We start from the raw sequence: 22,391 nt of genomic DNA, 5'->3' as shown, positions 1-22,391 counted from the left end.
TATGGCTTCATGTTCTCAAGCCATATCGAACAGGCAGACAAAGGTTGCGACTTCGATTTCCTGAAGACCGAATTTGGCGGCAAGACGCCGGAACCGGTTATCAACTGAGGGGAGCATTACCCCGTTGCTGCGCATCGCTCGCAACGGTCATCGATGGATGGGATCGATCCAGGGCACGTCTTCCGGCTTCTCGACCGGCTCAATATCGAGGTTGACGACGATCGGCTCCTGGCCGGAGCGGACGAGAACGCATTCCAGGGTTTCGTCGCGGCTGGCATTGATCTCCTGATGCGGCACATAGGGCGGTACATAAATGAAGTCGCCGGGACCGGCTTCGGCAGTATATTCGAGATGCTCGCCCCAGCGCATGCGGGCTTTGCCCTTGACCACGTAGATGATGCTTTCCAGATCGCCATGGTGATGGGCGCCTGTCTTGGCATTGGGGTGGATCGTCACCGTGCCGGCCCAGATCTTCTCCGCTCCGGCGCGCGCCTTGCTGATGGCGGTGGCGCGGTTCATGCCGGGCGTCTGGGCCGTATTTGGATCGAGCGAATTGCCGGGAATGACCTTGACGCCATTCTCGCGCCAGTGGTCATCCGCATGATGATGGTCGTCGTGGTCGTGATGGTTGTGGGTCACTCTGGTCTCGATTCTAGCCTGCTTGGTCGGGTTTTCTCGAATCAGGCACTGCGCGTGCATAAAGTCTTCGAGCCGCGCTGATGACGTAGGCGGATTCGGTTGGATCAGCCAGTCCTGCTGACATGGGTAAAGCTAATGCCCCGCTGATAAACGACAATGATCACCTGCAGTCCGCATTCGTGGAACTGCACTTTCGAAATCATTCGCCTATCAGGCCGTCGAAAACTTCAAGCATCGCATCGCTGATGGCCTTACCGAGTGCGGCCGCAGTCTCCGCCAATACTTCTTCGTTCATGTCACGGGCGGACATCGCAAAGGCGGCACCTTCGGCTGTCACAATTTCCTGTGCGCGCTGGATCGCCCAGAGGGCAAAATCACTGCGACTGCTAATCTCCACGGTTTCCATTCTCTCTCCTGGTTTGCTCCAGAGACGTCTTATAGGAATTTGAAGGAAAATGCAGCCTCGGAGACGTTCTGAGAATGCGTCCCGGATAAGACACCGGCGGAGCAGTTCGGACGGTCGTCACGTGCTACAGCCCCGAGTATTTACCGAGGCCGACAAATAGGATTGGGAGGTGTCCGACCGTTGCTTGTAGCCGAGTTTTCCACTGCGGTCGATCCAAACGAGGATGGCGCCAAGCTCGCCTTGCAGGGGGATGGTGTAGCTGCCGCGCTTCTTTCCGGGAGTCACGACGCTGCGATCGATGACCCCGCGGATGGCGTCAGCTGCATCGACTGCCTGGTCGGGATGATACAGCGTCTCGGTCAAACGCTCGATCCTGCGCCGGTAGGTTTCCGCGATGCCCGGATGCCGACCATGCCGGCCTCTTGATGACAAGCGCACGTCCGTCCGTGACATGCACCAGCGCGTCGGCCTGCTCGCCGGACAGCATAAGGCCACGCTGTCGGTCGGTCCTCCGACCTTCGAGACCGATCACTTCTTCGAGCGGCTTCATCGACACATATATGATGCTGTCCTCCGGGGGCGCGCAGTTGGGAAGAGCATGAACCCCGGTCACCGTCCGGTCATTCATGGTTCCAGAAATAGCCGCCGAGAAAGCGGGGGACATGACCGTTTCCCAATATTTGGCGAGGTTGGTTTCCGACGCGGTCAGCATCCAGGGCGTTCCCGACTTCGCAGACGCGATCACCGGATATTTCCACCGTCGTGAGGCAATGAGCATTGGGGATGATGCCCATCTTGCCGGCGTCAAGGCGGAAGACGAGCTCGAATTCATTGATCGGATCAAGGAATGCCGGGACAAGCTTACTGCGATCGTTTCAGCGATAGAAAGCCGTAACGATCCGCAAGACAGCTTTGCCGACATGGTCGACGAAATGCTCGACCGGACCAATGATGCCGTGCGCGGCGCGACCCCGGTCGGAATTGATCCGGGCATTCCGGAGATCACCACGCTCACGGGCCCTTGGCAGAAGAAGCAACTTATCATCATCGGTGGCGGTGTGAAGCAGGGCAAAAGCGCGCTCGCGATGCAGTGCATGTTCAATATCGCTGAAAAGGCTCCTGTAGGGCTCAACAGCGGCGAAATGAGCCGAATGCAGATCATCATGCGCGAGAAGGCCCGGCGCACTGGAATAAGCTCCACCCGCCAGCAGCGCGGATCCGTAAGCGATAACGAGGTTGAGGATCTATTCCGCGCCGGCGAGGACATGAAGCGCCTCAAACACATCGACATAGATTGCCGTCGTCTGACCCTCGACCAGATCGACCAGAAGATTGCGCGTCTCATCGGAGAGCATGGCATCGAAGCCTTCTTCCTAGACCACATCGGCAAGATCCAGTGGACAGGTAAGATGGAATACGAGGATGAGTTCAAGCAGGGCCAGCGCGCCACCTCGATCCTCAAGGACTTCGCGCAGAAGCACGATATCCCAATCATCGCGCTCACCCACCAGAAGAAATCGACGTTCCAGGACTACCAGGGGCGCAGGTTCAAAGAACGTCTCAGCGCAGCCATGAACCGCCGGCCGACCTACCGCGACCTTGTTGGCAACATGGACAAGGACGCTGACCAGGTCCTGATCGTCTTCCAAGCCCGCCCGATCGTCGCCGGCATGGAACCGGCCGAAACTCCGACGACTACCCAGTCTGGGAAGACGCCATGAACCGCGTCGCCGGCAAGGCCGACATTATCCTTTCCCTGTCACGCGAGAGCGAGTTCCCGCGCCGCAAGGAGATCGAGTGGGACGGCAAGTCCACCAGCTACGGCCCGGCCTTCCGGCAGGCGATGAACGAAAGGACGCTGCTATGACCTTCGTCTCCCAGAAGTCGAAGCGCCAGCAGGAGGAGATGTTTTAATGTTCACTCCGAGCCCTCAGTTCACTCTCATAGGCAGCAAGGAAAAAGTGCCTCGCGACATCCGGCTCGGTTTCTCGACGAAGCGCCGCGAAACAGACGGCAACCGCACGGGAATAAGCCGTGCCGGAACGCTCTCTGAAGTCGGTTTTCATGAACCGGATAGCCTCCGCCGGCCCCTTGATACGCTTTACTGCCCGCTTCTGCACAAGGCAGACCGGCGCTCCCCAGCGAGCACCGAACGATACCGGAATCACATCCGACATAGCCCGTTCTCCCTAGGCCATCCGCCAAGATCTATGGACAGATTGGCCTATCAGCCCGCCGAAGCCAATTAGCTCGGGCTAACCAAATAGATGTAGCCAGGTACGTCGGACGATCTAGACCGCGGTTGAAGTGCCAGCACTGGGGGCTTGGCCTTTGATACAGCAGTTAGCCCTTCTCCGTTCCCACGGCACCAAAGCTCCGATCCGGTTTGTCATCTTTGTCAGCTGCTGTCCATTGAATCGCGCATGGATGTCAGCTCGCCGGTTATAGATGCGCCCTCGCTCGAGTCCCCACGACATTTCGAACATCTCCCAGCTGTCTCCGCCGATCAAACAGGGCGGAGCTTGCCTATCACTGGAGGACAGCAGCATGAACCAATTCGCCGGTTACGCCCATCCAATCCGCGGCGGCTGGTGGCTGCAATCAGTGCCTGCCGTGGGCGACCAGTTGAACAGCGGACCTGGCTTCATCCGCGGGAAGTCGCCCCTCGTGGACGGCTCTGCAAGTCTGCCACGCATGTCGCCATTTGGAGCTCCTCTGGTCGCGCTCATGAGCAAGCCAATTAATGGCCTCTTCGGGCGACGTAAGGGTTATCCGGATACCGCGGTCATTGATCACAACGGGTGTCTTCCAGCGTGTCACCAACATATTCAACGTCCTCATGAGCGTTCACTGATCCCTTCTACTAATCCACGTGGCGGCGTCATAGTTCCCGGGGATGTCATATCTGCGGGAGACCGAATATGAACAAATACAGCGCATATCCTCATCGAATCCCCGGCGGGTTCGGGTTCTGGGCAATGATCCAGTTCTGCCGGGACAGCCACCCGACCCCGGTCATGGATGCCGGCGATAAGCCGAAGTTATTCCCGACGAAGGGTGAAGCGGCCGAGGAATGCCTGAAGCATGTGGTCGCGTTCATGAATGGCAAGCCCATCCGCGGCGAAAAGTTCGAGGATGGCGGCAGCGTGAAGCAGGCCAAGTTCGCGGCGGCGGAGAAGATATTCAAACAGGGCAGAGCTATCGAGATCGGGAGGAGGGTCGGTACCGCATGAAGGCCAATGAAAAAGCCGCCCGCGTCGAAGCGCCGGCGGCCATAGTGAAAACGCCTTACTACTTAGTGGCGATGGCCGAGAGATCCTTCTGCCGCCGGCTCTCCAATCGAGATAGCCCGCGACAACGGGATGATCTGATACAGGGCCGACAGCCCGACCAGGACGTAGACGATCCGGGACAGAACAGCATCTTGCCCCCCGAAGAGTACGGCGACGAGGTCGAACTGGAAAAGACCCACGAGCAGCCAATTAAGGCCACCGACAATGATCAGTAGAAGCGTGACGAGGTTGAGCAGGTGCATTTTATTTCCTTTGTTCGGGGTAATCGCCGCTCAACATTGTTGGTGCCCGCTTGTTCCATAGATGGGGAGCAATCATTCGTGATACCGACCGGAGCAAGAGTCGAATGAACTATACCGAAGCAGAAGCGATCTTTGCGGAGCACGGCATTCAGGTCGTGCCTGCGCATGTGATGCCAACTGTGGGGCAGACGAGGGCGATCGCCACCTTGGACCGGATCAGAAACCGCTTTGGAGACCATCACGCGCGGTTCGTGGAGGAGGCAGCGATGGCAAACACTCTTTTCGACAGTCCGTTGTTTGTGAAAAGAGCTCGCTATGTTCAAGAGCTCGGCAGCCTAGAAGACGTCTTCGACCTGCTCGATGATTGGCCGGCAGAAAAAAGGGATGCAACGTACGAGATATTGGCGAAGGCGTGCCGGATGGCCGACCAGGGAATTTTCCCCTTGCCCGCGATCCGGGAGAACGTTCGCCGGTTCTTGTTGAAGCAAGGTGTACTTGCAAACCTCGAAGAGGTGCCGCCCGGTTCCAGGCGGACGGCCGATCGAAATTTGTGCTCGTGAACGCGTCACGATGTAAGCACGGGCCAATTCGTTATCAGCAAGCCACCTTCTGGTGTTAGCCGCGAAACAAGCTCTGCAGAAACCACAAGGCAACACTTTTCCGTGTTATGTGTTGCTTGCTACTACCAAAACGAGAATTCAGCACTATCTCCTGTTGCATGGCAATGGAGATAAAAAAATGAAAAAGCTCGCTCTCGTAGTGCTTTCGTTGATGACGGCTTTCGGCAGCGTCACCTCAGCGCAAGCCTTCCCGTCTGCGCCGGGAGCACCCGCTGGGGTAACCGCTGTCCAGCAGATTCAGTATCGCGAAGGCGACCCGAGATACGTTCCGCGCGATGCCCGCCGCTACGATGGGAACAGGTACGATCGCAGTAATCGCTATGAGCGGCGCGATCGATACACGCGACGCCACGATAACCGCCGCCGAGACAATACGGGGGCAATCATCGGCGGGCTCGCTGCTGGAGCCATCATCGGTGGAGTTGTTGCTAATCAGCGGAGAACAAGCGGCATGTCTGACCACGTGCAATGGTGCGCAGACCGGTACCGCTCGTATCGTGCATATGACAACACTTACGTGCCCCGTGCAGGTGTAAGGGCGCAGTGCAACTCCTCTTACAACTAACCGCAGGGAAGTAACTGATCATCAGCCCGTCGCCTCACCGCGGCGGGTTCTGTATTTTCGGAATCGGGCAGCCCTTAGTGAAGATAGAATGCGGCAGCGGCAATAGCAGTGAACACAAAGACAATGACGACAGCGACGAGAACGCCGAACTGGATTGGAGTCAGCCCGTCCAGCCAGAAGGTGCGCTGGATATCCTCGGCAAGCACCTTCAGCTTTTCCCGCAGGTTCCCCCACTTTACCTGCCGGAACTTGTAGACGTTTGACCATGCCCTCAGGATAAGCAACTGCCGGTTAAAGGGCTCCTGACGCGGTCCGATCTCGTGAGTGCAGTCCACTAAATAAGTGGATGCAAGCGACAACCTTAATGGGCGCCGCCGCTTAATGAAGGATGCTAATCGTATTTCCTATACATCCTCATCATTTTAGTCGTTTTTCGATGTAATTATATAGCGGATATAATTAGTTTTCGATCTTCTCGACAAAATTTGATTGTTTTTCGATGATGCTGGGTAATTTTCGATGTAAGCATTTTTCGATCGCGCTTCTTCACGTTAACTATCTTTCGATGGCGCGGTTCGCTTTTCGATAACAAAGGAGAGGGCATGACAGCCAATCCTGCAAATCCGGCGGTTTTCCAGGAACGTATCGTGCCATCGGATACGGCGCCTGTTGGGTATGCCGCTCTCGTCCAGAAATACGGGATCGCAGCCCCTGTTCGTCTTCCCTCATGCGTCGCGAAGGGCTTCATATATGGCTCCAGGAGAGCCCATGAGGATTGGACGATCTTCGACAAGCGCTTCACTCCAAAGGACAGCTTGTTTGGACATCTGTCTTTCGCACTGAGGCACGAGACGATCGACCTGTTGGTCCTGAAAAAGCTGTTTCACATCGTCCCGGCAAATGAGATCGCGGCGCTGATCGAAGCCGAGCCGACAAGCAGCGCGACTCGCCGAATCTGGTTCTTCTATGAATGGCTGACCGGTACACGCCTTGATATTCCGGACGCGGAACGGGGAAACTATGTTGAAGCGCTTGACACCGCCAGCTACTTTACATCGACCCCTGTGAATTCGCCCCGTCACCGCGTGCGGGACAATCTTCTCGGAACCCCTGAATTCTGCCCCGTTTTAAGGCGCACCGAATACCTTGTCGAAACGGTCACCCACCGCTGGGATGCGGAAGCCAGAGAACTCATCGGAAAGATCGGAAAAGGGATCATCGCCCGTGCGGCAAGATTCCTCCTTCTATCGGACAGCCAGGCATCCTATCAGATCGAAGGCGAGCGCCCGCCGCGAAGCCGCCTTGAGCGGTGGATGAGGGCCGTCGCCCAAGCTGGAAAGCGGCCAATCACCGTGGACGAACTCGTGCGCCTCCAGCACCTCGTCATCGAGGAGAACCGATTCATAAAGCGCGGGCTGCGAGACGCCGGCGGCTTTATTGGCGACCGCGACTGGAACGACGACCCCCTCCCAGAATTCGTTTCAGCTCGGCACGAAGACATTAACGATCTTCTCGGAGGGATCATAGCCGGAGGAAGCAGGATGGCGGAGAGTGGGGTTGACGCCGTACTTCAAGCCTCGGTTATGGCCTTCGCCTTCGTGTTCGTCCATCCCTTCGAAGACGGAAACGGTCGCCTGCACAGATACCTCATACACCATGTTCTGTCCGAGCGCGGATACACGCCTGCCGGCATGATCTTTCCAGTTTCTAGCGTGCTTCTCGAGCGCCAGGAGGAGTACGGTGCGCGCCTGCGCGGCTACACTGGACGGTTACTACCCTTTATCGATTGGGTGCCGACAGCGGAGAAAAACGTGCGTGTAGTCAACGAAACCGCTGATCTCTATAGGTTCGGGGACTACACGGAGTTGACGGAATTTCTCTATGCTTGCGTCGTACAGACGATCCGGCACGACCTGCCAAATGAGATCGATCACCTCGTGCGCTTCGACGAGGCGAAGGGACGCATTCAGGATTTCCTTGAGATGCCGGACGCGATGATCTCTAGCCTCGTTAACTTTATCCGTCAGAACGATGGTACGCTTTCCAAGAAGCGGCGCGGCCGTGAGTTCGAAAAGATGACCGACGAGGAGGTAAAGTCAGTGGAGGCGGTGGTTCGTGACGCCTTCGACATCGGTCTATCGAATGAGAATGGCGATCGGTCCGAAGAAAATAAGTTCGACAGTTTCGGACGGCGGCGATAGGTCCCCTGCAGTTGGGGGCGGAAATGTGTTTGCTTCCGATGTGAACGGATTCCAGCGAAGGATGATCGATCTTCCAAAACGGTGTCTTCGTCGCTGGTTGTCCCGCTTCAATCTTCGCCCAATATCCACGACCAGGTACAGGAATGTGATGGCGTTTGCACACCTTCGTGAGGCCACGCTGGGAAAGGTCGAAGCTTCCCGGCCTGAAAGTTACCATTGAGCGACGAGTGGTTGTCACGCATTGGCCGTGCGCAGCTATCGATTGCGCTCGTGGGCGCTTTGATATTGGTCGAGCACGGCCTGCACGGCGTCAATCAGCAATTGCCGCGGGTCGAGGGGGCCTCCGGCATACCTCACCAAATGAGGCAGATGCTGTCGGAAAAGAGGTGCCGGGATGATCCTTTTGTCCAGCGCTTCCGTGAGCTGCGAGACGGCTGCTTCCGCCGCAGCGTGGTTCCAGTAGTAGCGAATGCGATCGGAATAAGAGTAGTGACGGAGGATGTGCTGCTCGGCCTCCGAGCCGTGATAATGACCTCTCCAGTGGCGGGGATCCTCCCTCATCAGGGCCTCAATGACCGCCATGAGGTTTCTGTGCGGATAGCCGGGGACGCAATCGCTGGCAATGAGGTCGAGCCCGTAGAGAGCCTCGCGCAGTGCGAAGGTCAATTCAGGCCCCACTTTAAGGATGGCGAATCCGTCCTCGACGAGCTGGCGAAGTGCCTCCGCGCCCTGGTAGTCAGTCGAATGCGCCTCGTAGACAAGCGCAGGCTCCTCGGCGAGCAGCGCGGAAAGCGGCCGCGCCTTCGTCCGGTCGTAGACAATGATATTTTCATTGCCGAATTCGACCCCGGGCTGAACCACGAGCGCCAGCACGCGGCGGAAAGCCTCGCCCAGGCCCGCTTCCTCAAACTGCAGCCGATGCAATGCAATCGTCCTTCGCGCGGCGTCGATGCCCGTAGGTTCGAGCGCCATGATCAGGTGATGGGCTCCGCCCGGTGGCGGCACTTCGGTGCCGATGACATAGACCGGCGCCGTGCCGCCCGCAAAGACCGCGCGCCGTTCCGCCACAGCCGCCAGTCTTACCGCACGCTCGGCCGTCAAGGCGTCGTCGAGCGCTGCCGGTTCGCCCGCACAACCCATGGACGTGTCGAGATGGAGCTTGCGGAAACCGGCGTCGACATAGGCGGCGATCATGTCTTCTGCCTTAGCCATCGCAACTTCGGCAGGTTCTCCGCGCCAGGGATTCGGACCAAGATGATCGCCTCCGAGGATGACCTTTTCTCGTGGCAGCCCCTCGTCGCTGGCGATCTGTTCCACCAGTGCGACAAAGTCACGGGGCTTCAAGCCCGTATATCCTCCGAACTGGTTCACCTGGTTGCAGGTCGCCTCGATCAGGACCGGAGCTTCACGTCGAATGGCATGTCGAAGGGCAGCGCGGATTACGAAGGGATGGGCCGAGCACACGGACGTGATGCCCGCAGGCCCGCCAGCGCGTCGGCTGCGCGCCAGGTTGTGAAGAACGGACATCATGATCTGCGTCCCGGCGTAACGGCGATGAAGGCGTCGAGCTCAGCAAGGGTCCCGGCTCCTTCCATCGGTCCCATGACCGTGACATTGCGGGCGCCGGCAGCGTTGGCATAGATGAGAGCCTGTTCGATCGGCATGCCGAGCCGGCGGCACGCCACATAGGCGCCGCCAAAGCAGTCTCCGGCGCCGGTGGGGTCGATTTCCTCGACAACAAAACCGGGGCAATCGATGCGTTGGCCTTCCCGCGTGAAGACAGTGGAGCCGTCTGCGCCACGCTTGAGTGCCACCTCGCCGGCATTGCGGCCGAAGAGCGCGCGGATCGCCTCGCCTTCATCCTCGCCACCAGCCGCGACGAACAGCTCTTCTCCGGACGGGAGGATCAGGTCGGCGATATCCACCAGCCCCGCGAAGCGCGTGCGCGTTTCGGTGTCGCCCAGCAACTCCTTGCGGACATTGGGATCGAAGGAGATACTGCCGCCGCGCCCCTTGATCACCGTGACCGCATGCTCGATGATCTCAGCCGCGCCAGGTATCGCGAGAGCGGTCCCCATGACATGCAGGTGGCCCGACCGGTCAATGAGTGCGCGCGCCGCAGACGTAAGATCGATCTTGGCGGCGGCGGATTTTGCGATGTTGAAGACGAAATCGCGCGAGCCGTCATTCCGATATCGCACGAAGGCGCTACCGGTGGGAAAGTCCGGATTGATTGAGATCGCCGAGATGTCTGCGCCGTCCGCGCGCAGCCGAGTGACATTGACCCGGCCGAAGTCGTCGTCGCCCACGCAGGCGATGATTCCGGCCGAACCTCCGATCCTGGCGCACTGATCGATGAAAATCGCAGGCGCTCCGCTAGGATAGGGGCCAACGAGCGCAGTCGGTTCGAGGAAGCCGGTGCCACGGTCTACAGCCATGATCTCGACAAGGATTTCGCCGATCGTAATCGTTGGCCCGAGTGCGTCGGGGGCGAGCGCGATCCCTGTCATGCAGCGTCCTCGGCAAGGCGCGCGCCATCGGCTGACAGATAGCGCTGGTGAAGCATGCATGCAGCGCCGAAAGCAGGCCCGACCGTCTCATCCTTGTTTGTCTGGATCAGGGGCAGCGGAAAGCTTTCCTCCTGCATGGAGCGAATGTGATGCAGAACACGCGCGGCCATCAGCGGATAAAGTGCGGCAACCGAACCGCCCAGCACGACCCTGTCGGCATCGATGATCCTGCCGGCCTGGATCAGGCCGTAGGCCAAAGCGCGGGCCCACTCTTCTGCAATAGCGACGGCGCCTGGAACTCGGTCGCGCACATCCGCCAGAAAAGTCGCAAGGTTCTGGTCCGGTTGGGTTGAGATAGCGCGATAGGCACGAAGGATACATTCCAGCCCGAGGACGCTTTCAAGGCTGCGGTCGGGGGCATCCGAACCATTGACGCGCAGATGCCCGATCTCGCCGGCAAGCCCCTGCGCGCCTCGAAACAAGGTCCCATCAACGACTATTCCGCCGCCCACGCCGCTCTCCATGACGAGATAGAGCGTAACCCCTGAATGGACCTCCCGAGCACCGTAGCTAGCGCCGATTGCGAAGGCATTCGCGTCATTCTCGACCATGACGGGCATTTGCGCCGGCACGGCCGCCCGGGCGAGATCGGCGAGCTGTATGTTTCGCCATCCAAGTAGGGGGGCTATGTTGATCAGCCCTTTGCGATCCATTTGCGCCGGCACGGCGACCCCCAGCCCTTCGCAGCGGCTGCGGTGGCTGGGCGGCAATGTGTCGAAGGCAAGCGAGACCGCACGCGATACCGCAGTTTCGACATCCACAGAGGGCCCGTCGAACAGTTCCATGCGATTGTTGACGATGCGACAGGCGAGATCGATTTCAACTACGCTGATGTGTTCAACACCTATCTCTATGCCGAGAAAAAAGGCAGCGTCCGGTGTGAGTTCGAGCATGATTCCTGGCCGGCCTGCGTGAGAAGTCGGTGCCTGCTCAGCGGCTCCCACTTCGCGAACGAGGCCTTCAACGGTCAGCCCGGCGACGATATGGCCGGACGAGGAGCGATTGAGGCCCAAAATGCGTGCAAGTTCTGCCCGGCTCAGGCGGCCATGACGATAGAGCGCACGCATCGCCGCGAGTTCATTGCGCTGGCGGATCCCGCTTGGAGGCGCGATTGGACCCACTTCATTCACGGGCAGTTCTCCTTGCCTCTCTTTGCCGTCACGGCCGCGCTACGGTGGCGCGCCTGCGTCTCGCCTCGTCCATCTTGAGGTCGATGAATTGTTTTGCATGCTGCGCGAGCGGCATGTTTTCGGTCCAGGTGTCGCGCCAAATCGCGCAGGCCAGCGACAAACCTTCATCGACGACAGCGCCTGAGAAGGATTCGAACGTGATGTCGCGCTGGTAGTCGATGTCGAGCAACGCGTCGAAGATCAGATCAAAATTGATGACCCCGTCGCCGAGATAACCGCGATTGCTCTCGCCAATGTGAAAATAGCCGATTTTGTCGCCCGCGAGCCGAATAGCGGCTGCCGGGTTGGCCTCTTCGATGTTCATGTGGAACGTGTCGAGGTGTAGCCGCACATGCTCGGACCCTACCTGCTCAATGAAGGCGAGGCCCTGGGCGGTGGTGTTGAGCAGATTGGTCTCGAAACGGTTCACGACTTCGAGAACAAGCTCAATCCCTGCGGATTGGGCAAGGTCAGCCGTCTTGGCAATGGCCGAGACGCTGCTGTCCCATCCCTTTTTTGTTGGCAGCCGGGCGTATTTTGCGTGGGCGGAGTAAAGGATGCCGCCGAGCTTGCTCCCGCCTATGTCGCGCACGGCGCGAACCGCGTCCGCTAGCATGTCTTCGCCAGCCCGCACCACCTGGGCATCATCGCTCGACACGTCGTGGCTGAACGGAAGACCCATGGTGACAGCGATATCAAGTTTCAGCGCAGCCGCTCGCTTGGCGAGGGCGTCGAGATCGAATTTCTCCGGTCGCAGATAGGCAAATTCAATGAGATTGTAGCCGCAGGAGGCGGATTTCTCCATCGCGTCCTCAAGCATCGACTGGGTTTGTCCCCCCGTCCACACGAAAGAATGAATACCTAGCCGGCCCATCTTTCCCCCTGAAACATTATGTTGCACTACGCAACAAATAAAACATCTTCTAACCCTGTCAAGCAGATTCCCGTCGTGTTGAGGATGAGTATTTGATGATGAAGTGAGCAGATGCCTTTGTCGATAGGCAAATTCACCGCTATTCAGTCAACAGCCACGGAAAACATTGGAAAACGAGATTAGCATTGACAGCTTTACCAAATGAACTAATTTGTTCCTTCGGGCAACATATAAGGCGGAGAACGGCGCCCAAAAGGCGGATGCTCAAGGTGATCTCGGTGCTCACTTGCTTCAGTTGCGATTGGCTAAGAGAGCCGAACGACGAACCAGCTCTTTTGGTGCGCATGCCGGCATAATGGCCGAGGCCTGTCGGTCGGGAGGAGGTTATTTTCCATGAAAGCCGATTTGCGGATCGTACCCGATTTCGAAATGATCATCTGCCCGCCGGCAGAATCCTTTCGCTGGAATATGCATGATTATCCCTTCTTCCGGGCGAAATGGCACTATCATCCCGAATACGAATTGCATCTTACGCGCACAACGTCCGGCATGATGATGGTGGGTGATTATATCGGTGAGTTCGAGCCAGGCTGCCTGGTGCTGACTGGACCGAATGTGCCGCACAACTGGGTCAGCGATATCGAACCCGGCAAACTGATCCGCAACCGAGACATGCTGATCCAATTCACCCCCGAATGGGCCGATCGCGTCGCCACATTTTGCCCCGAGCTCGGAACGATAAAGCCGCTTTATGAGGACGCCGTCTATGGCGTGCAGTTTTTCGGGGCGACGGCACTCGCAGGCCAGAGGCTGCTGGCGCAGATGGGCTCTGCTCACGGTGCCGAGCGTGTATTGCTTTTCCTGCAGCTGATGATCGCACTTTCGCGCGATCCAGCCGAGCGTCGCAGGTTGTCCCGGCTTGCGCCAACTTCGTCCGAGATGGAACTGCCGCAGGAGCTGGATGTCGCCATGCGTTATGTGCTGGAGCATTACAGTGACGATATAAATTTGGCTTCGGTCGCAAAGATCTGTGGTCTGGAACCGCAGGCCTTCTCGCGCTTTTTCAAGCGCCACACCGGTCATACCTTCGCGCGGTACGTGATCCTTGCGCGCATCTATGCCGCCTGCTCACTGCTCACCCAGACCTATCGTCCCATCACCGAAATTTGCTTCGAGGTGGGCTTCAACAATATCGCGAATTTCAACAGGCAGTTTTTCAAGATCTGTGGACGTACGCCGACCGATTACCGGCGCAATGCCCACAAGATCGGCACGAAGGCGAGAAGCGACCCCTTTCGTGATATCCGCGCATATTCCGCCGGCATGGCGGTCGGCGAAAAAGTATAGGTCGCCGCCAAACCACGCGTGGCGGGGCAAAAAAACCAGCACTAAGCTCCCCTCACGCCAATTGGAGCGAGGCCTGGAAGCAATCCAAGGGTCGCAATCCTAAAAGGCGAACCGTATCCGGAAGCCGGGAGGAGCCGCGCTGCCGGAATTCGGGAGGAACCGACACATGTCGGGCGTGGGAACATGCTTGCCGGTCAGCTGCCGCAAGCGGTGCAAATGCACAAGGAGGAGGAACTATGATCAACAAGAGTGGAATTGGAATTGCCGCGCTTACGCTCAGTCTTCTTGCCGGCGTAATGCCCGCACGAGCCGATTTTTGGTCGGATGCTGGTGCGAAATACAAAGGCGTCGTCCTGCGCGGCGTGACCGAAAGCACGCCGCCGTCCAACTATATCAAGGACGTGCTGGCGCCGGAATTCGAGAAGAAGACCGGCATCAAGGTCCAGATCGAGACGACCTCATGGGACCAGATGTATGACAAGGCTATCAAGGACATGGAAGCCAAGACCGGCATCTATGACATGGTCTATATCGAGCAGGACATTATCTATGCCTACCTGGCTCGCAACTTCCTCGTTGACATCTCGAAATCGCTGAAGGACGACCCTTCGCTGAAGGCGCCGGAATTCGACGAAACGCATTTCACGACCTTCGCCAATTACTTCAAGAACGCCTCAGGCGATCTTTTCGGCATTCCGATGGAAGCCTTCATCAAGGTCTATCTCTACCGTACGGATCTCTTCAGCGATCCGAAGATCAAGGAAGCCTTCAAGAAGGAAACCGGCAAGGAACTGGCTCCGGCCAAGACTCATCAGGAATATACGCAGATTGCTGATTTCTTCACGAAATACGGCAAGGACAACGGGATGGAGCTCTGGGGGACAACTGCCCAGGCGCATACCGGTCATCCGGCATCCTGGTACGAATTCTTCGAGTCGATCGCTCCCACATACGGCCTCTACAACTGGGGTATCGACGCTAAAAACAACTACGCCGCGTCAGTTGCCAATGGCGGCCAGATGAACAGCGACAAGGCAAAGGCCGCCATGAAATACTGGCTGCATCTGCGCGATATCGCTCCGCCTGAATCCGCCGCTTCGACCTGGACGGAGGTCGGTACGACATTTGCCGCTGGCCGCGTCGCACAGGGCCTCGTTTATGGCGAGAACGCCGCCTGGATCGCGTCGGATGCCGAAAAGTCCAAGGTCGTCGGTAAAGTCGGTGTTGCGCTGCCGCCCACGGAGCCTGATGTTCTTAAGGAGGTCGAGGCTGGCAAAGGCTATCTCGGCTATTATGACGGCGGCGCCTTCGGCTTGCCGGTCACCTCCAAGAACAAGCAGGCGGCGCTACTCTTCCTGCAGTTTATCGGCGAGGATTCGGTCCAGCCAGACTGGGCAGTCGCAGCACCTCGGATCACCAATACGGCAACCTATGACGACCCCAAGGTCGTTGCCATGGATAAGAAGCTGAACGGCTACTACACCATGCTCAAGGATCAGGGGAAGCTGTTCGCCGGTGCTCCGCCCTTCCCCTTCCATGCGCAGGTGCGTGAGGCCACGGCGCCGATCTTTTATAAAATCCTGCTCGGGGAAGTGGGTCCTGACGAAGGCCTCGACCAGATGGCGGCGGCGGCCGAAGCAGAGCTGAAGAACCTCGGCTATCGCAAATAAGACGGATAAGAGCCTGCGCCCGGGTGGCATCTCCCAAGACCGCCATCCGGGTGCAGTGTCTGACATTGCAGGCCGTTGACCTGCAGGGCTATCTTCGGGAGCACGAATTCATGCGTTCAAATACTGTCGGCTGGCTGATGCTTGCCCCGACGATCGCAATTCTCGGCATCTTCGGCATCATCCCGTTCATCTATGTGCTCTACGTGTCGTTCCATCAATGGAACCCATTCGGCGCCAGTCCTGACATGATCTATAACGGCGCCAATAACTTCCGCCGTCTCGTCTTCGATGCCGAGTTCCTGACCTCCATCGCCTTCACGATGAAGTTCGCCTTCTTTGCGGTGATCAGCGAAGTCGCACTGGGCTATCTGCTGGCGCAGCTCTTCATGAAAGAGTTTCCCGGGCGCGGCTTTTTCCGAACGATCCACACGTTGCCGCTGATTGTCGCGCCGATCGTTGTCGGTTCGGTCTGGCGGCTGATGACGACCCCCAGTATCGGTATCATTCCCTATCTTCTGAAAAGCTGGTTTGGCTATGATCTCAACATCGGCCGCGATGCCACTGCCGCCTTCGCGCTGACAGTCATCATGGACATCTGGCACTGGACGCCGCTGGTGACGCTGACTTTGCTTGCAGCGCTTCTTGCCCTTCCAAAAGAGCCGTTCGAACAGGCGCAGATCGACGGGGCCAACCGCCGCCAGATCTTCTGGCACGTCACGCTGCCGATGATCCGTCCGGCAATTCTTGCAACCGTCTTCATTCGCCTGATGGATGCGTTGCGCACTGTCGATGAAGTCTGGATGCTGACCTCGGGCGGTCCAGGCGCTGCGACCCGCTATGTGGGGCTGCATATCTGGAAGATCGTCTTCCCGAAGACCGACTACGGCTATGGCGCCGCGATCTCGGTAATCGTACTCTACCTCACCCTCGTGATGTGCTGGCTGCTCTATGTCGCCCTTGTGGCTCGACGCGAACGCAAGAGGACATTCTGATGCGAAGCGGCAATCCGCTCCTCTACCTGGCGCTCTGGTTTTTCCTGAGCTTGTTGACGCTTTTCCCGATCTATTGGCTCTTCGTCGTTTCAGTGAAGCCAGCCGTGGATCTCTTCACGACACCGAGCGTGATCCTGGATGCGATCTACTGGAAGAATTACGTCAACGTCATCAACAATGAGACGCTGCGTGGCTACATGATCAACTCGTTGATCATCTCCACCACGAATGCGCTCCTGGTCACTGCGTTGGCTTTCCTGGCTTGCTATGCGCTGTCCCGCTTCGAGCTTGCCGGCAAGGAAAATATCTTCTTCTGGACCATCACCAACCGCATGGCTCCTGCCGCCGTGTTCCTGCTGCCGTTCTATCTCCTGTTCACCCAGGTCTTCACCTTTGGCGACTGGAAACTTTATGACACCAAGATCGGCATGATCCTGCTTTATTGCACTTTCAACCTGCCTTTTGCGATCTGGACCTTGCGGCCGACCATCGACGGAATTCCCAAGGAACTCGACGAGGCAGCGACCGTCGACGGTGCCTCCACCTGGCAGGTGATCTACGAGGTGATCTTTCCGCTTGCCCGGCCGGGTCTTGCGGTGACGCTGATCCTTACCTGGGTCTTTGCCTGGAACGAGTTCCTGCTCGCCGCGACGCTGACCAGTTTCAACGCGCGAACGATCACGACAGGGCTTTCGGAATACGTGACGACAACGGGGACGGAATGGGGGGCGATGGCGGCGATCGCGGTGATCACTCTCATCCCCGCATTGATCATCTTCGCTGTGGTCCAGCGTCATATCGTGGCTGGTCTCACCTTCGGCGCGGTCAAGGAGTAACGCCATGCAAGAGCCATTCGATCCTGGACAGATCGATGCCGAACCGGAGGCGGCGCCCCCCACGCGAACCGGCTTCCTGCCGATCACCACCAACTGGTTCGACCGTGTCTTCGTCGGGATCTACCTGTTCGTCGCACTCGAACTTTTCTGGATGCGGTTCCTCGAACAATCGATTCCCTTGATGGTCTGCCATGTTCTCGCCATCGCGCTCGCGGTCCTGATCGTATGGCGCGGCTGAGGCTTGTTTGGAAATAGGACAGAGACAATGAAAGCGCTGGTATTAGAAGAGAAGATGAAGCTGTCGCTGCGCGATTTCCCGATCGAGCGCGACGAGACACTGGGCCCGCGCGACGTGCGGATAAAGCTCCACACCGTAGGCATCTGCGGATCGGACGTGCATTATTATACGCATGGCGGTACCGGCGTGTTCCAGGTGAAAGCGCCGATGATCCTTGGCCACGAGGCGTCGGGTACCGTGATCGAGGCCGGTGCCGATGTAACCTCGCTAAAGGTGGGCGACCGGGTCTGCATGGAGCCCGGGATCCCAGATCCCAACAGCCGCGCAACCCGCATCGGGCTCTACAATATCGATCCGGCCGTCCGTTTCTGGGCCACGCCGCCGATCCACGGCGTGCTCAGACCGACTGTCGTCCATCCAGCCGACTTCACCTTCAAGCTGCCCGACAATGTGTCATTTGCCGAAGCAGCAATGGTCGAGCCGCTGGCAGTGGGGGTGCATGCTGCCACCAAGGCGCAAGTCAAGCCTGGCGACATAGCGCTGGTGATCGGTGCCGGCCCGATCGGCCTGGTAACCGCCCTGTCGGCTGTTGCCGCAGGTTGCGCTCGGGTGTTCGTGAGCGACATTGACGATGCCAAGCTGGAACTCGCGGCAAAGCTTGGGCCGATCACGCCAATCAACGTCGCTAAGCAGGACCTGACCAAGGAAATACTTGCCGCCACCGACGGCTGGGGCGTCGAGATCGTGTTCGAATGCTCCGGCCATCCCAAGGCCGCCGAAGGTGTGTTCGACCCGCTTGCTCCCGGCGGACGGGTGGTCTTCATCGGTTCCCAGGTCCATCCGGTCAACTACGATATCGGCAAGGCCATGGTGCGCGAGGCACGCGTGGAGCACGTCTTCCGTTACGCCCATGTCTTTCCGCGCTGTGTCGCGATGCTCTCCTCCGGTGCGATCGATGTGAAGCCGCTCATCACCCGTACGTTCGATTTCGACGAAAGCGTCCGGGCTTTCGAGATCGCGGCTTCCGCCCCCAAGGGTGAGGTCAAGATGCAGATCGCGCTGCCGCAATAGGGGGATTCCAATGGCTCACGTCACAGTCAAGGACGTTACAAAGAAATATGGTGCGCTGCCGGTCATCCACGGCGTCGGCATAGACATCGCAGACGGCGAGTTCGTCGTGTTGGTAGGGCCGTCCGGATGCGGCAAGTCCACCCTGCTGCGGATGATCGCCGGGCTCGAGACCATCTCCGGCGGCACGGTTGCGATCGGCGGGCGTGTGGTCAACGACGTCCTGCCCAAGGACCGCGACATTGCCATGGTATTTCAGAACTACGCGCTTTATCCGCATAAAACGGTTGCCGACAATATGGGCTTCCCCCTCAAGCTCAAGGGTGCGCCAAGGAGCGAGATTGAAGCGAAGGTCCGCAAAGCGGCCGATATCCTCGATCTCGGCAAGCTGCTGGATCGCTATCCCAAGCAGCTTTCGGGCGGGCAGCGTCAGCGGGTCGCCATGGGCCGCGCGATCGTCCGCGATCCGCAGGTCTTCCTGTTCGACGAGCCGCTCTCCAATCTCGACGCAAAGTTGCGCGTTACCATGCGGGTCGAAATCAAGGAACTGCACCAACGGCTGAAGACCACCACAATCTATGTAACGCATGACCAGATCGAGGCCATGACCATGGCCGACAAGATCGTCGTGATGCGCGACGGGCGGGTGGAGCAGATCGGCGCGCCGCTCGATCTCTACGATCGGCCTGCGAATGTCTTCGTGGCAGGATTTATCGGATCGCCGTCGATGAACTTCATCTCTGGCAGATTGTCGATGGAAACCGGCCAGCTGAATTTCGTCAGCGACACGGGCACCATGCTGCCCGTACCGGCCGGTACGCAGAACCATGGTGACGCCGTGATATACGGCATCCGTCCCGAACATATCGACGTGCGGCCCGATGGGTTGACGGCAACGATCTCGGTTCTCGAACCTACAGGCTCGGAAACACAGATCTTCGCGCATCTGGGTGGCGACGCCATTATGGCGGCTGTTCGCGACCGGATCTCGGTGGCGCCCGGCGAGGCGATCTCGCTTCGGATCGATCCGGGCCGCGTCCATCTGTTCGATGCCAAGAGCGGTCGGCGCCTCTAGTTCTGCACGGCCACGGAGCAAGACATGTTTCTCGAGAAATTCCGGATGGATGGCCAGATCGCTGTGGTGACCGGCGGCGGACGCGGCATCGGCCTTGCCTGCGCCGAAGCGCTTGCCGAGGCGGGCAGCCGCGTCACCATCATTGATCGTGACCCTGCGGTTGCGGAATCGGGCAGGCAAGCCTTGAGCAGCAAGGGTATCGAGGTTGACGCTTTAGTCCTTGATGTCACCGATTCCGCAGCAGTCGATAAAGCCGCGGCCGATATCTTCGCAAAGCATGGCCGCATCGACGCGCTGGTCGCCAATGCGGGAATTGCCCGCACGGGTACCGCCGCAGAAGAGACGTCGGATGAGCTTTGGCTCAATGTCAACGACGTCAACTACAACGGCGTCTTCTGGTGCAACCGCGCCTTCGGGCGCTACATGCTCAAGGCCGGGCGCGGCTCGATCGTCAATATCGGTTCGATGTCTGGGTATATCGTCAATCGGCCTCAGCTTCAGACCTACTACAACGCGTCGAAGGCCGCCGTGCATCATCTGACGGCCTCGCTAGCGGCCGAATGGGCCTCACGCGGCGTGCGGGTCAACGCAGTGGCACCGACCTATATCGAGACGGAAATGACGAGAACCGCTGTGGACAGTTCATGGACGGATGTCTGGATCCGCGACACACCAATGGGCCGGTTGGGTCAGCCGCATGAAATCGCATCGGTCGTGCATTTTCTCGCCTGCGACGCATCGAGCCTTATCACAGGCGCGACCGTCAAGGCGGATGCAGGCTTCACCTGCTGGTAGGGAGGGTTCTTTCCATGGATTTTTCAGGCAAACACGTGGTGGTGACGGGGGCCGGCAAGGGCATCGGAAGGGCGACCGCCGTGATGCTGGCGCGGCGCGGTGCCAAGGTGACGGCTTTGTCGCGCTCGGCGGCCGACCTTGAGGAACTGAAGAGTGAAATCGGATGTATTCCGATCGCCGTCGATCTCGCCGATCCTGACGCAACGCGCGCTGCAGCCCTTCAGGCTTTGCCGGCTGATCTCCTGGTGAACTGTGCCGGCACGACCGAGCTGCAACCTTTCCTGGACGTCACGGTCGAAAACTTCGACCTGCTCCATGCGGTGAACACGCGTGCTCCGATGATCGTTTCGCAGGAATATGCTCGTGACATGGTGAGAAACGGTCGAAAAGGCGCGATCGTCAACGTATCCAGTGTCGCGGCCTTCGTCGGTATTCCCGACCACGCCGCATATTGCGCCTCGAAGTCGGGCCTCGACGGGCTAACCAGGGTGATGGCGAAGGAACTTGCGCCAAAAGGCATTCGCGTCAACGGCGTGCATCCGACTGTGACCCTCACGCCCATGGCCGTGAAGGCCTGGAGCGATCCGGAAAAGGCAGCCGGTATGCTCAACCGCATTCCCGTCGGCCGGTTCGCAGATCCCGACGACATTGCTGAGGTTATTCTTTTCCTGCTCTCCGACGAGGCAGCAATGGTCAACGGCCTGTCGATGCCGGTGGACGGCGGTTACATGATTGCGTGACGGTTATTCTTAAACTCTCCTGCCGCCAGTCTGGTGGCCTCGGATCTTCTCAAGGATCATCGCATGACACGGTTTGATGCAAAAATTGCCAGAATAAGAGCCGGCAACTACAGGCGAACGGATTTCATTATCGCGGATGCGAAGGATGGCGATATGGGGCCGAGCATCCCCTCGTGCGGCCCCAAGCTCGAGAAGGATTGCTCCCACACGCGCTTCCGGACGCGGGCGGAATTCCTCGGGCAAATCAAGGCCGTGATCGCCCAGGACATCGTTGATATCATGTTGACCTCCGCTTCCAATCTCGAACTGTTGACGGAAAGCGGCGCATTCGCCGGAAGCAGCGTCAAGCCGGCCATCCGCGCCAACGATGCGACTGATATCTGGGTGGGGCGCGGCGCGAGCTATGCCGCTCAGCCGTCACGGCCCTATCGCACTGCGTCGCTGTCGGTGAATCGGCGCCATACCGATCTCGGCCTCTATTCGATCACCTTCAACAACGACCTCGATGCCGATTATAATTCCCTGCTTGCTTTCCTGGATTTCGTGGAGGACGCCGACGACAACGGCTTCAATTACTTCCTCGAAGTCTTCAATCCGAATGTCGACACCGGTATTCCGCCTGACCTCCAGCCCCATTTCGTAAATGACTGCATCTGCCGGGCGCTCGCCGGGCTGACACGGGCCCAGCGGCCGCAATTCCTGAAGATCCCGTTCAACGGGCCGAAGGCACTGGAGGAACTCGCGTCCTACGACCCGAGCCTGATCGTCGGCGTGCTGGGCGGCGGCGCAGGAACTGCGCGCGACACGTTCGAACTCATTCATCAGGCGGAGAAATATGGTGCCCGCGTGGCGCTCTTTGGTCGCAAGATCAATCTCGCTGAAGACCCACTTGCCATGGTGAAATTCATGCGCGCCGTGGCTGATGGCGATCTTGGGCCAGAGGAGGCGGTGAGGGCTTATCATGGGGCCTTGCAGGCCGTCGGACAGACGCCGATGCGGACGCTTTCCGACGACATGGTCATCACCGAAAAAGTCCTTATGAATTGACACC

The 22,391-nt window shown here is 58.6% G+C and carries 27 protein-coding genes; 16 read left to right on the top strand and 11 right to left on the bottom strand.

From position 1 onward, the window contains the following. Positions 1-147: 147 nt before the first annotated feature. The 3 genes from EDE09_RS26175 to EDE09_RS26165 all read right to left on the bottom strand — a co-directional run bounded on the left by EDE09_RS26175 (position 148) and on the right by EDE09_RS26165 (position 1,408). Complete coding sequence (locus EDE09_RS26175; protein WP_132413340.1) at positions 148-639, bottom strand: cupin domain-containing protein; 492 nt, start codon at positions 637-639, stop codon at positions 148-150. Between the two features lie 199 nt (positions 640-838). Continuing rightward, entirely contained in the window at positions 839-1,045 is a 207-nt protein-coding gene (locus EDE09_RS26170; RefSeq protein ID WP_105370890.1) for a hypothetical protein, read from the bottom strand. A gap of 117 nt (positions 1,046-1,162) precedes the next feature. Continuing rightward, the gene (locus EDE09_RS26165) at positions 1,163-1,408 is read right to left on the bottom strand and encodes a hypothetical protein (protein WP_207914889.1); all 246 of its coding nucleotides are present in this window, start codon (positions 1,406-1,408) and stop codon (positions 1,163-1,165) included. Between the two features lie 299 nt (positions 1,409-1,707). Here EDE09_RS26165 and EDE09_RS26160 point away from each other — a divergent pair, with 299 nt between their 5' ends. Continuing rightward, a complete protein-coding gene (locus EDE09_RS26160) occupies positions 1,708-2,766 on the top strand; it encodes a DnaB-like helicase C-terminal domain-containing protein (protein ID WP_165924272.1) in 1,059 nt (352 codons plus the stop codon). Further along, a complete protein-coding gene (locus tag EDE09_RS28385) occupies positions 2,763-2,912 on the top strand; it encodes a hypothetical protein (protein WP_165924271.1) in 150 nt (49 codons plus the stop codon). Before EDE09_RS26160 ends, EDE09_RS28385 begins: the two co-directional genes overlap by 4 nt. A gap of 43 nt (positions 2,913-2,955) precedes the next feature. On the opposite strand, the gene EDE09_RS26155 is transcribed toward EDE09_RS28385, so the two are convergent. Next, positions 2,956-3,222: a DUF982 domain-containing protein gene (locus EDE09_RS26155; RefSeq protein ID WP_132413336.1), complete on the bottom strand. Its 267-nt coding sequence runs from the start codon at positions 3,220-3,222 to the stop codon at positions 2,956-2,958. A gap of 424 nt (positions 3,223-3,646) precedes the next feature. Next, positions 3,647-3,871, bottom strand: a complete 225-nt coding sequence (locus tag EDE09_RS26150; protein ID WP_132413334.1) for a DUF982 domain-containing protein — start codon at positions 3,869-3,871, stop codon at positions 3,647-3,649. Positions 3,872-3,966: 95 nt separating this feature from the next. Between EDE09_RS26150 and EDE09_RS26145 the strand changes: the two genes are divergently transcribed. Beyond that, positions 3,967-4,278, top strand: coding sequence for a hypothetical protein (locus tag EDE09_RS26145; RefSeq protein ID WP_112803664.1), 312 nt, complete (start codon positions 3,967-3,969; stop codon positions 4,276-4,278). 62 nt (positions 4,279-4,340) lie between these two features. Here the strand turns inward: EDE09_RS26145 and EDE09_RS26140 are convergent, their stop codons facing one another. Next, positions 4,341-4,580, bottom strand: a complete 240-nt coding sequence (locus EDE09_RS26140; protein WP_112803666.1) for a DUF378 domain-containing protein — start codon at positions 4,578-4,580, stop codon at positions 4,341-4,343. A 104-nt stretch (positions 4,581-4,684) separates the two neighbouring features. Here EDE09_RS26140 and EDE09_RS28770 point away from each other — a divergent pair, with 104 nt between their 5' ends. Both EDE09_RS28770 and EDE09_RS28980 read left to right on the top strand, forming a co-directional pair. Beyond that, on the top strand, positions 4,685-5,140 hold the full coding sequence (locus EDE09_RS28770) for a hypothetical protein (protein ID WP_245505245.1): 456 nt from the start codon (positions 4,685-4,687) through the stop codon (positions 5,138-5,140). A 178-nt stretch (positions 5,141-5,318) separates the two neighbouring features. Continuing rightward, positions 5,319-5,765: a BA14K family protein gene (locus EDE09_RS28980; protein WP_112803668.1), complete on the top strand. Its 447-nt coding sequence runs from the start codon at positions 5,319-5,321 to the stop codon at positions 5,763-5,765. Positions 5,766-5,839: 74 nt separating this feature from the next. Here the strand turns inward: EDE09_RS28980 and EDE09_RS26125 are convergent, their stop codons facing one another. Then, positions 5,840-6,049, bottom strand: coding sequence for a hypothetical protein (locus EDE09_RS26125; RefSeq protein WP_132413332.1), 210 nt, complete (start codon positions 6,047-6,049; stop codon positions 5,840-5,842). A 318-nt stretch (positions 6,050-6,367) separates the two neighbouring features. Here EDE09_RS26125 and EDE09_RS26120 point away from each other — a divergent pair, with 318 nt between their 5' ends. Beyond that, complete coding sequence (locus tag EDE09_RS26120) at positions 6,368-7,966, top strand: Fic family protein (protein WP_132413330.1); 1,599 nt, start codon at positions 6,368-6,370, stop codon at positions 7,964-7,966. A gap of 255 nt (positions 7,967-8,221) precedes the next feature. Here EDE09_RS26120 and EDE09_RS26115 read toward each other — a convergent pair whose 3' ends face one another. Genes EDE09_RS26115 through EDE09_RS26100 form a run of 4 tightly spaced genes read right to left on the bottom strand, consistent with a single transcriptional unit; the run spans position 8,222 to position 12,579 of the window. Then, on the bottom strand, positions 8,222-9,496 hold the full coding sequence (locus EDE09_RS26115) for a D-tagatose-bisphosphate aldolase, class II, non-catalytic subunit (protein WP_132413328.1): 1,275 nt from the start codon (positions 9,494-9,496) through the stop codon (positions 8,222-8,224). Then, positions 9,493-10,476, bottom strand: coding sequence for a sugar kinase (locus EDE09_RS26110; protein ID WP_132413326.1), 984 nt, complete (start codon positions 10,474-10,476; stop codon positions 9,493-9,495). The genes EDE09_RS26115 and EDE09_RS26110 overlap by 4 nt, the downstream gene beginning before the upstream one ends. Then, positions 10,473-11,666 carry an ROK family transcriptional regulator gene (locus tag EDE09_RS26105; protein ID WP_245505244.1) on the bottom strand — a complete coding sequence of 398 codons (1,194 nt, stop codon included), beginning with the start codon at positions 11,664-11,666 and terminating at the stop codon, positions 10,473-10,475. Before EDE09_RS26105 ends, EDE09_RS26110 begins: the two co-directional genes overlap by 4 nt. A gap of 28 nt (positions 11,667-11,694) precedes the next feature. Continuing rightward, positions 11,695-12,579, bottom strand: a complete 885-nt coding sequence (locus tag EDE09_RS26100) for a sugar phosphate isomerase/epimerase (protein WP_132413324.1) — start codon at positions 12,577-12,579, stop codon at positions 11,695-11,697. 393 nt (positions 12,580-12,972) lie between these two features. On the opposite strand from EDE09_RS26100, the gene EDE09_RS26095 reads away from it, so the two are divergent. From EDE09_RS26095 to EDE09_RS26050, 10 genes are all read left to right on the top strand, one after another. Then, positions 12,973-13,926 carry an AraC family transcriptional regulator gene (locus tag EDE09_RS26095; RefSeq protein ID WP_112796991.1) on the top strand — a complete coding sequence of 318 codons (954 nt, stop codon included), beginning with the start codon at positions 12,973-12,975 and terminating at the stop codon, positions 13,924-13,926. Between the two features lie 296 nt (positions 13,927-14,222). Beyond that, the gene (locus tag EDE09_RS26090; protein ID WP_245505246.1) at positions 14,223-15,596 is read left to right on the top strand and encodes an extracellular solute-binding protein; all 1,374 of its coding nucleotides are present in this window, start codon (positions 14,223-14,225) and stop codon (positions 15,594-15,596) included. Between the two features lie 110 nt (positions 15,597-15,706). Then, positions 15,707-16,588 carry a sugar ABC transporter permease gene (locus EDE09_RS26085; RefSeq protein ID WP_105370900.1) on the top strand — a complete coding sequence of 294 codons (882 nt, stop codon included), beginning with the start codon at positions 15,707-15,709 and terminating at the stop codon, positions 16,586-16,588. Beyond that, the gene (locus tag EDE09_RS26080; protein WP_105370901.1) at positions 16,588-17,424 is read left to right on the top strand and encodes a carbohydrate ABC transporter permease; all 837 of its coding nucleotides are present in this window, start codon (positions 16,588-16,590) and stop codon (positions 17,422-17,424) included. Before EDE09_RS26085 ends, EDE09_RS26080 begins: the two co-directional genes overlap by 1 nt. Before the next feature lie 4 nt (positions 17,425-17,428). Then, positions 17,429-17,662 carry a DUF2160 family membrane protein gene (locus EDE09_RS26075; RefSeq protein ID WP_105370902.1) on the top strand — a complete coding sequence of 78 codons (234 nt, stop codon included), beginning with the start codon at positions 17,429-17,431 and terminating at the stop codon, positions 17,660-17,662. Positions 17,663-17,689: 27 nt separating this feature from the next. Continuing rightward, entirely contained in the window at positions 17,690-18,733 is a 1,044-nt protein-coding gene (locus EDE09_RS26070) for an NAD(P)-dependent alcohol dehydrogenase (protein WP_132413320.1), read from the top strand. Between the two features lie 10 nt (positions 18,734-18,743). Continuing rightward, complete coding sequence (ugpC, locus tag EDE09_RS26065) at positions 18,744-19,805, top strand: sn-glycerol-3-phosphate ABC transporter ATP-binding protein UgpC (RefSeq protein ID WP_105370904.1); 1,062 nt, start codon at positions 18,744-18,746, stop codon at positions 19,803-19,805. 24 nt (positions 19,806-19,829) lie between these two features. Next, on the top strand, positions 19,830-20,600 hold the full coding sequence (locus tag EDE09_RS26060; protein WP_105370905.1) for an SDR family oxidoreductase: 771 nt from the start codon (positions 19,830-19,832) through the stop codon (positions 20,598-20,600). A gap of 14 nt (positions 20,601-20,614) precedes the next feature. Beyond that, entirely contained in the window at positions 20,615-21,340 is a 726-nt protein-coding gene (locus tag EDE09_RS26055) for an SDR family oxidoreductase (RefSeq protein WP_105370906.1), read from the top strand. Positions 21,341-21,403: 63 nt separating this feature from the next. Next, positions 21,404-22,387 (top strand): hypothetical protein, encoded by a 984-nt coding sequence (locus tag EDE09_RS26050; protein ID WP_105371048.1) that lies wholly within the window; start codon positions 21,404-21,406, stop codon positions 22,385-22,387. The last annotated feature ends 4 nt before the right edge of the window (positions 22,388-22,391 follow it).

Source organism: Neorhizobium sp. S3-V5DH (assembly GCF_004343065.1).
Classification (GTDB): Bacteria; Pseudomonadota; Alphaproteobacteria; order Rhizobiales; family Rhizobiaceae; genus Neorhizobium; species Neorhizobium huautlense.
The sequence above is the reverse complement of the archived record's forward strand: the minus strand, read 5'-3'. Positions and strand labels throughout refer to the sequence as shown.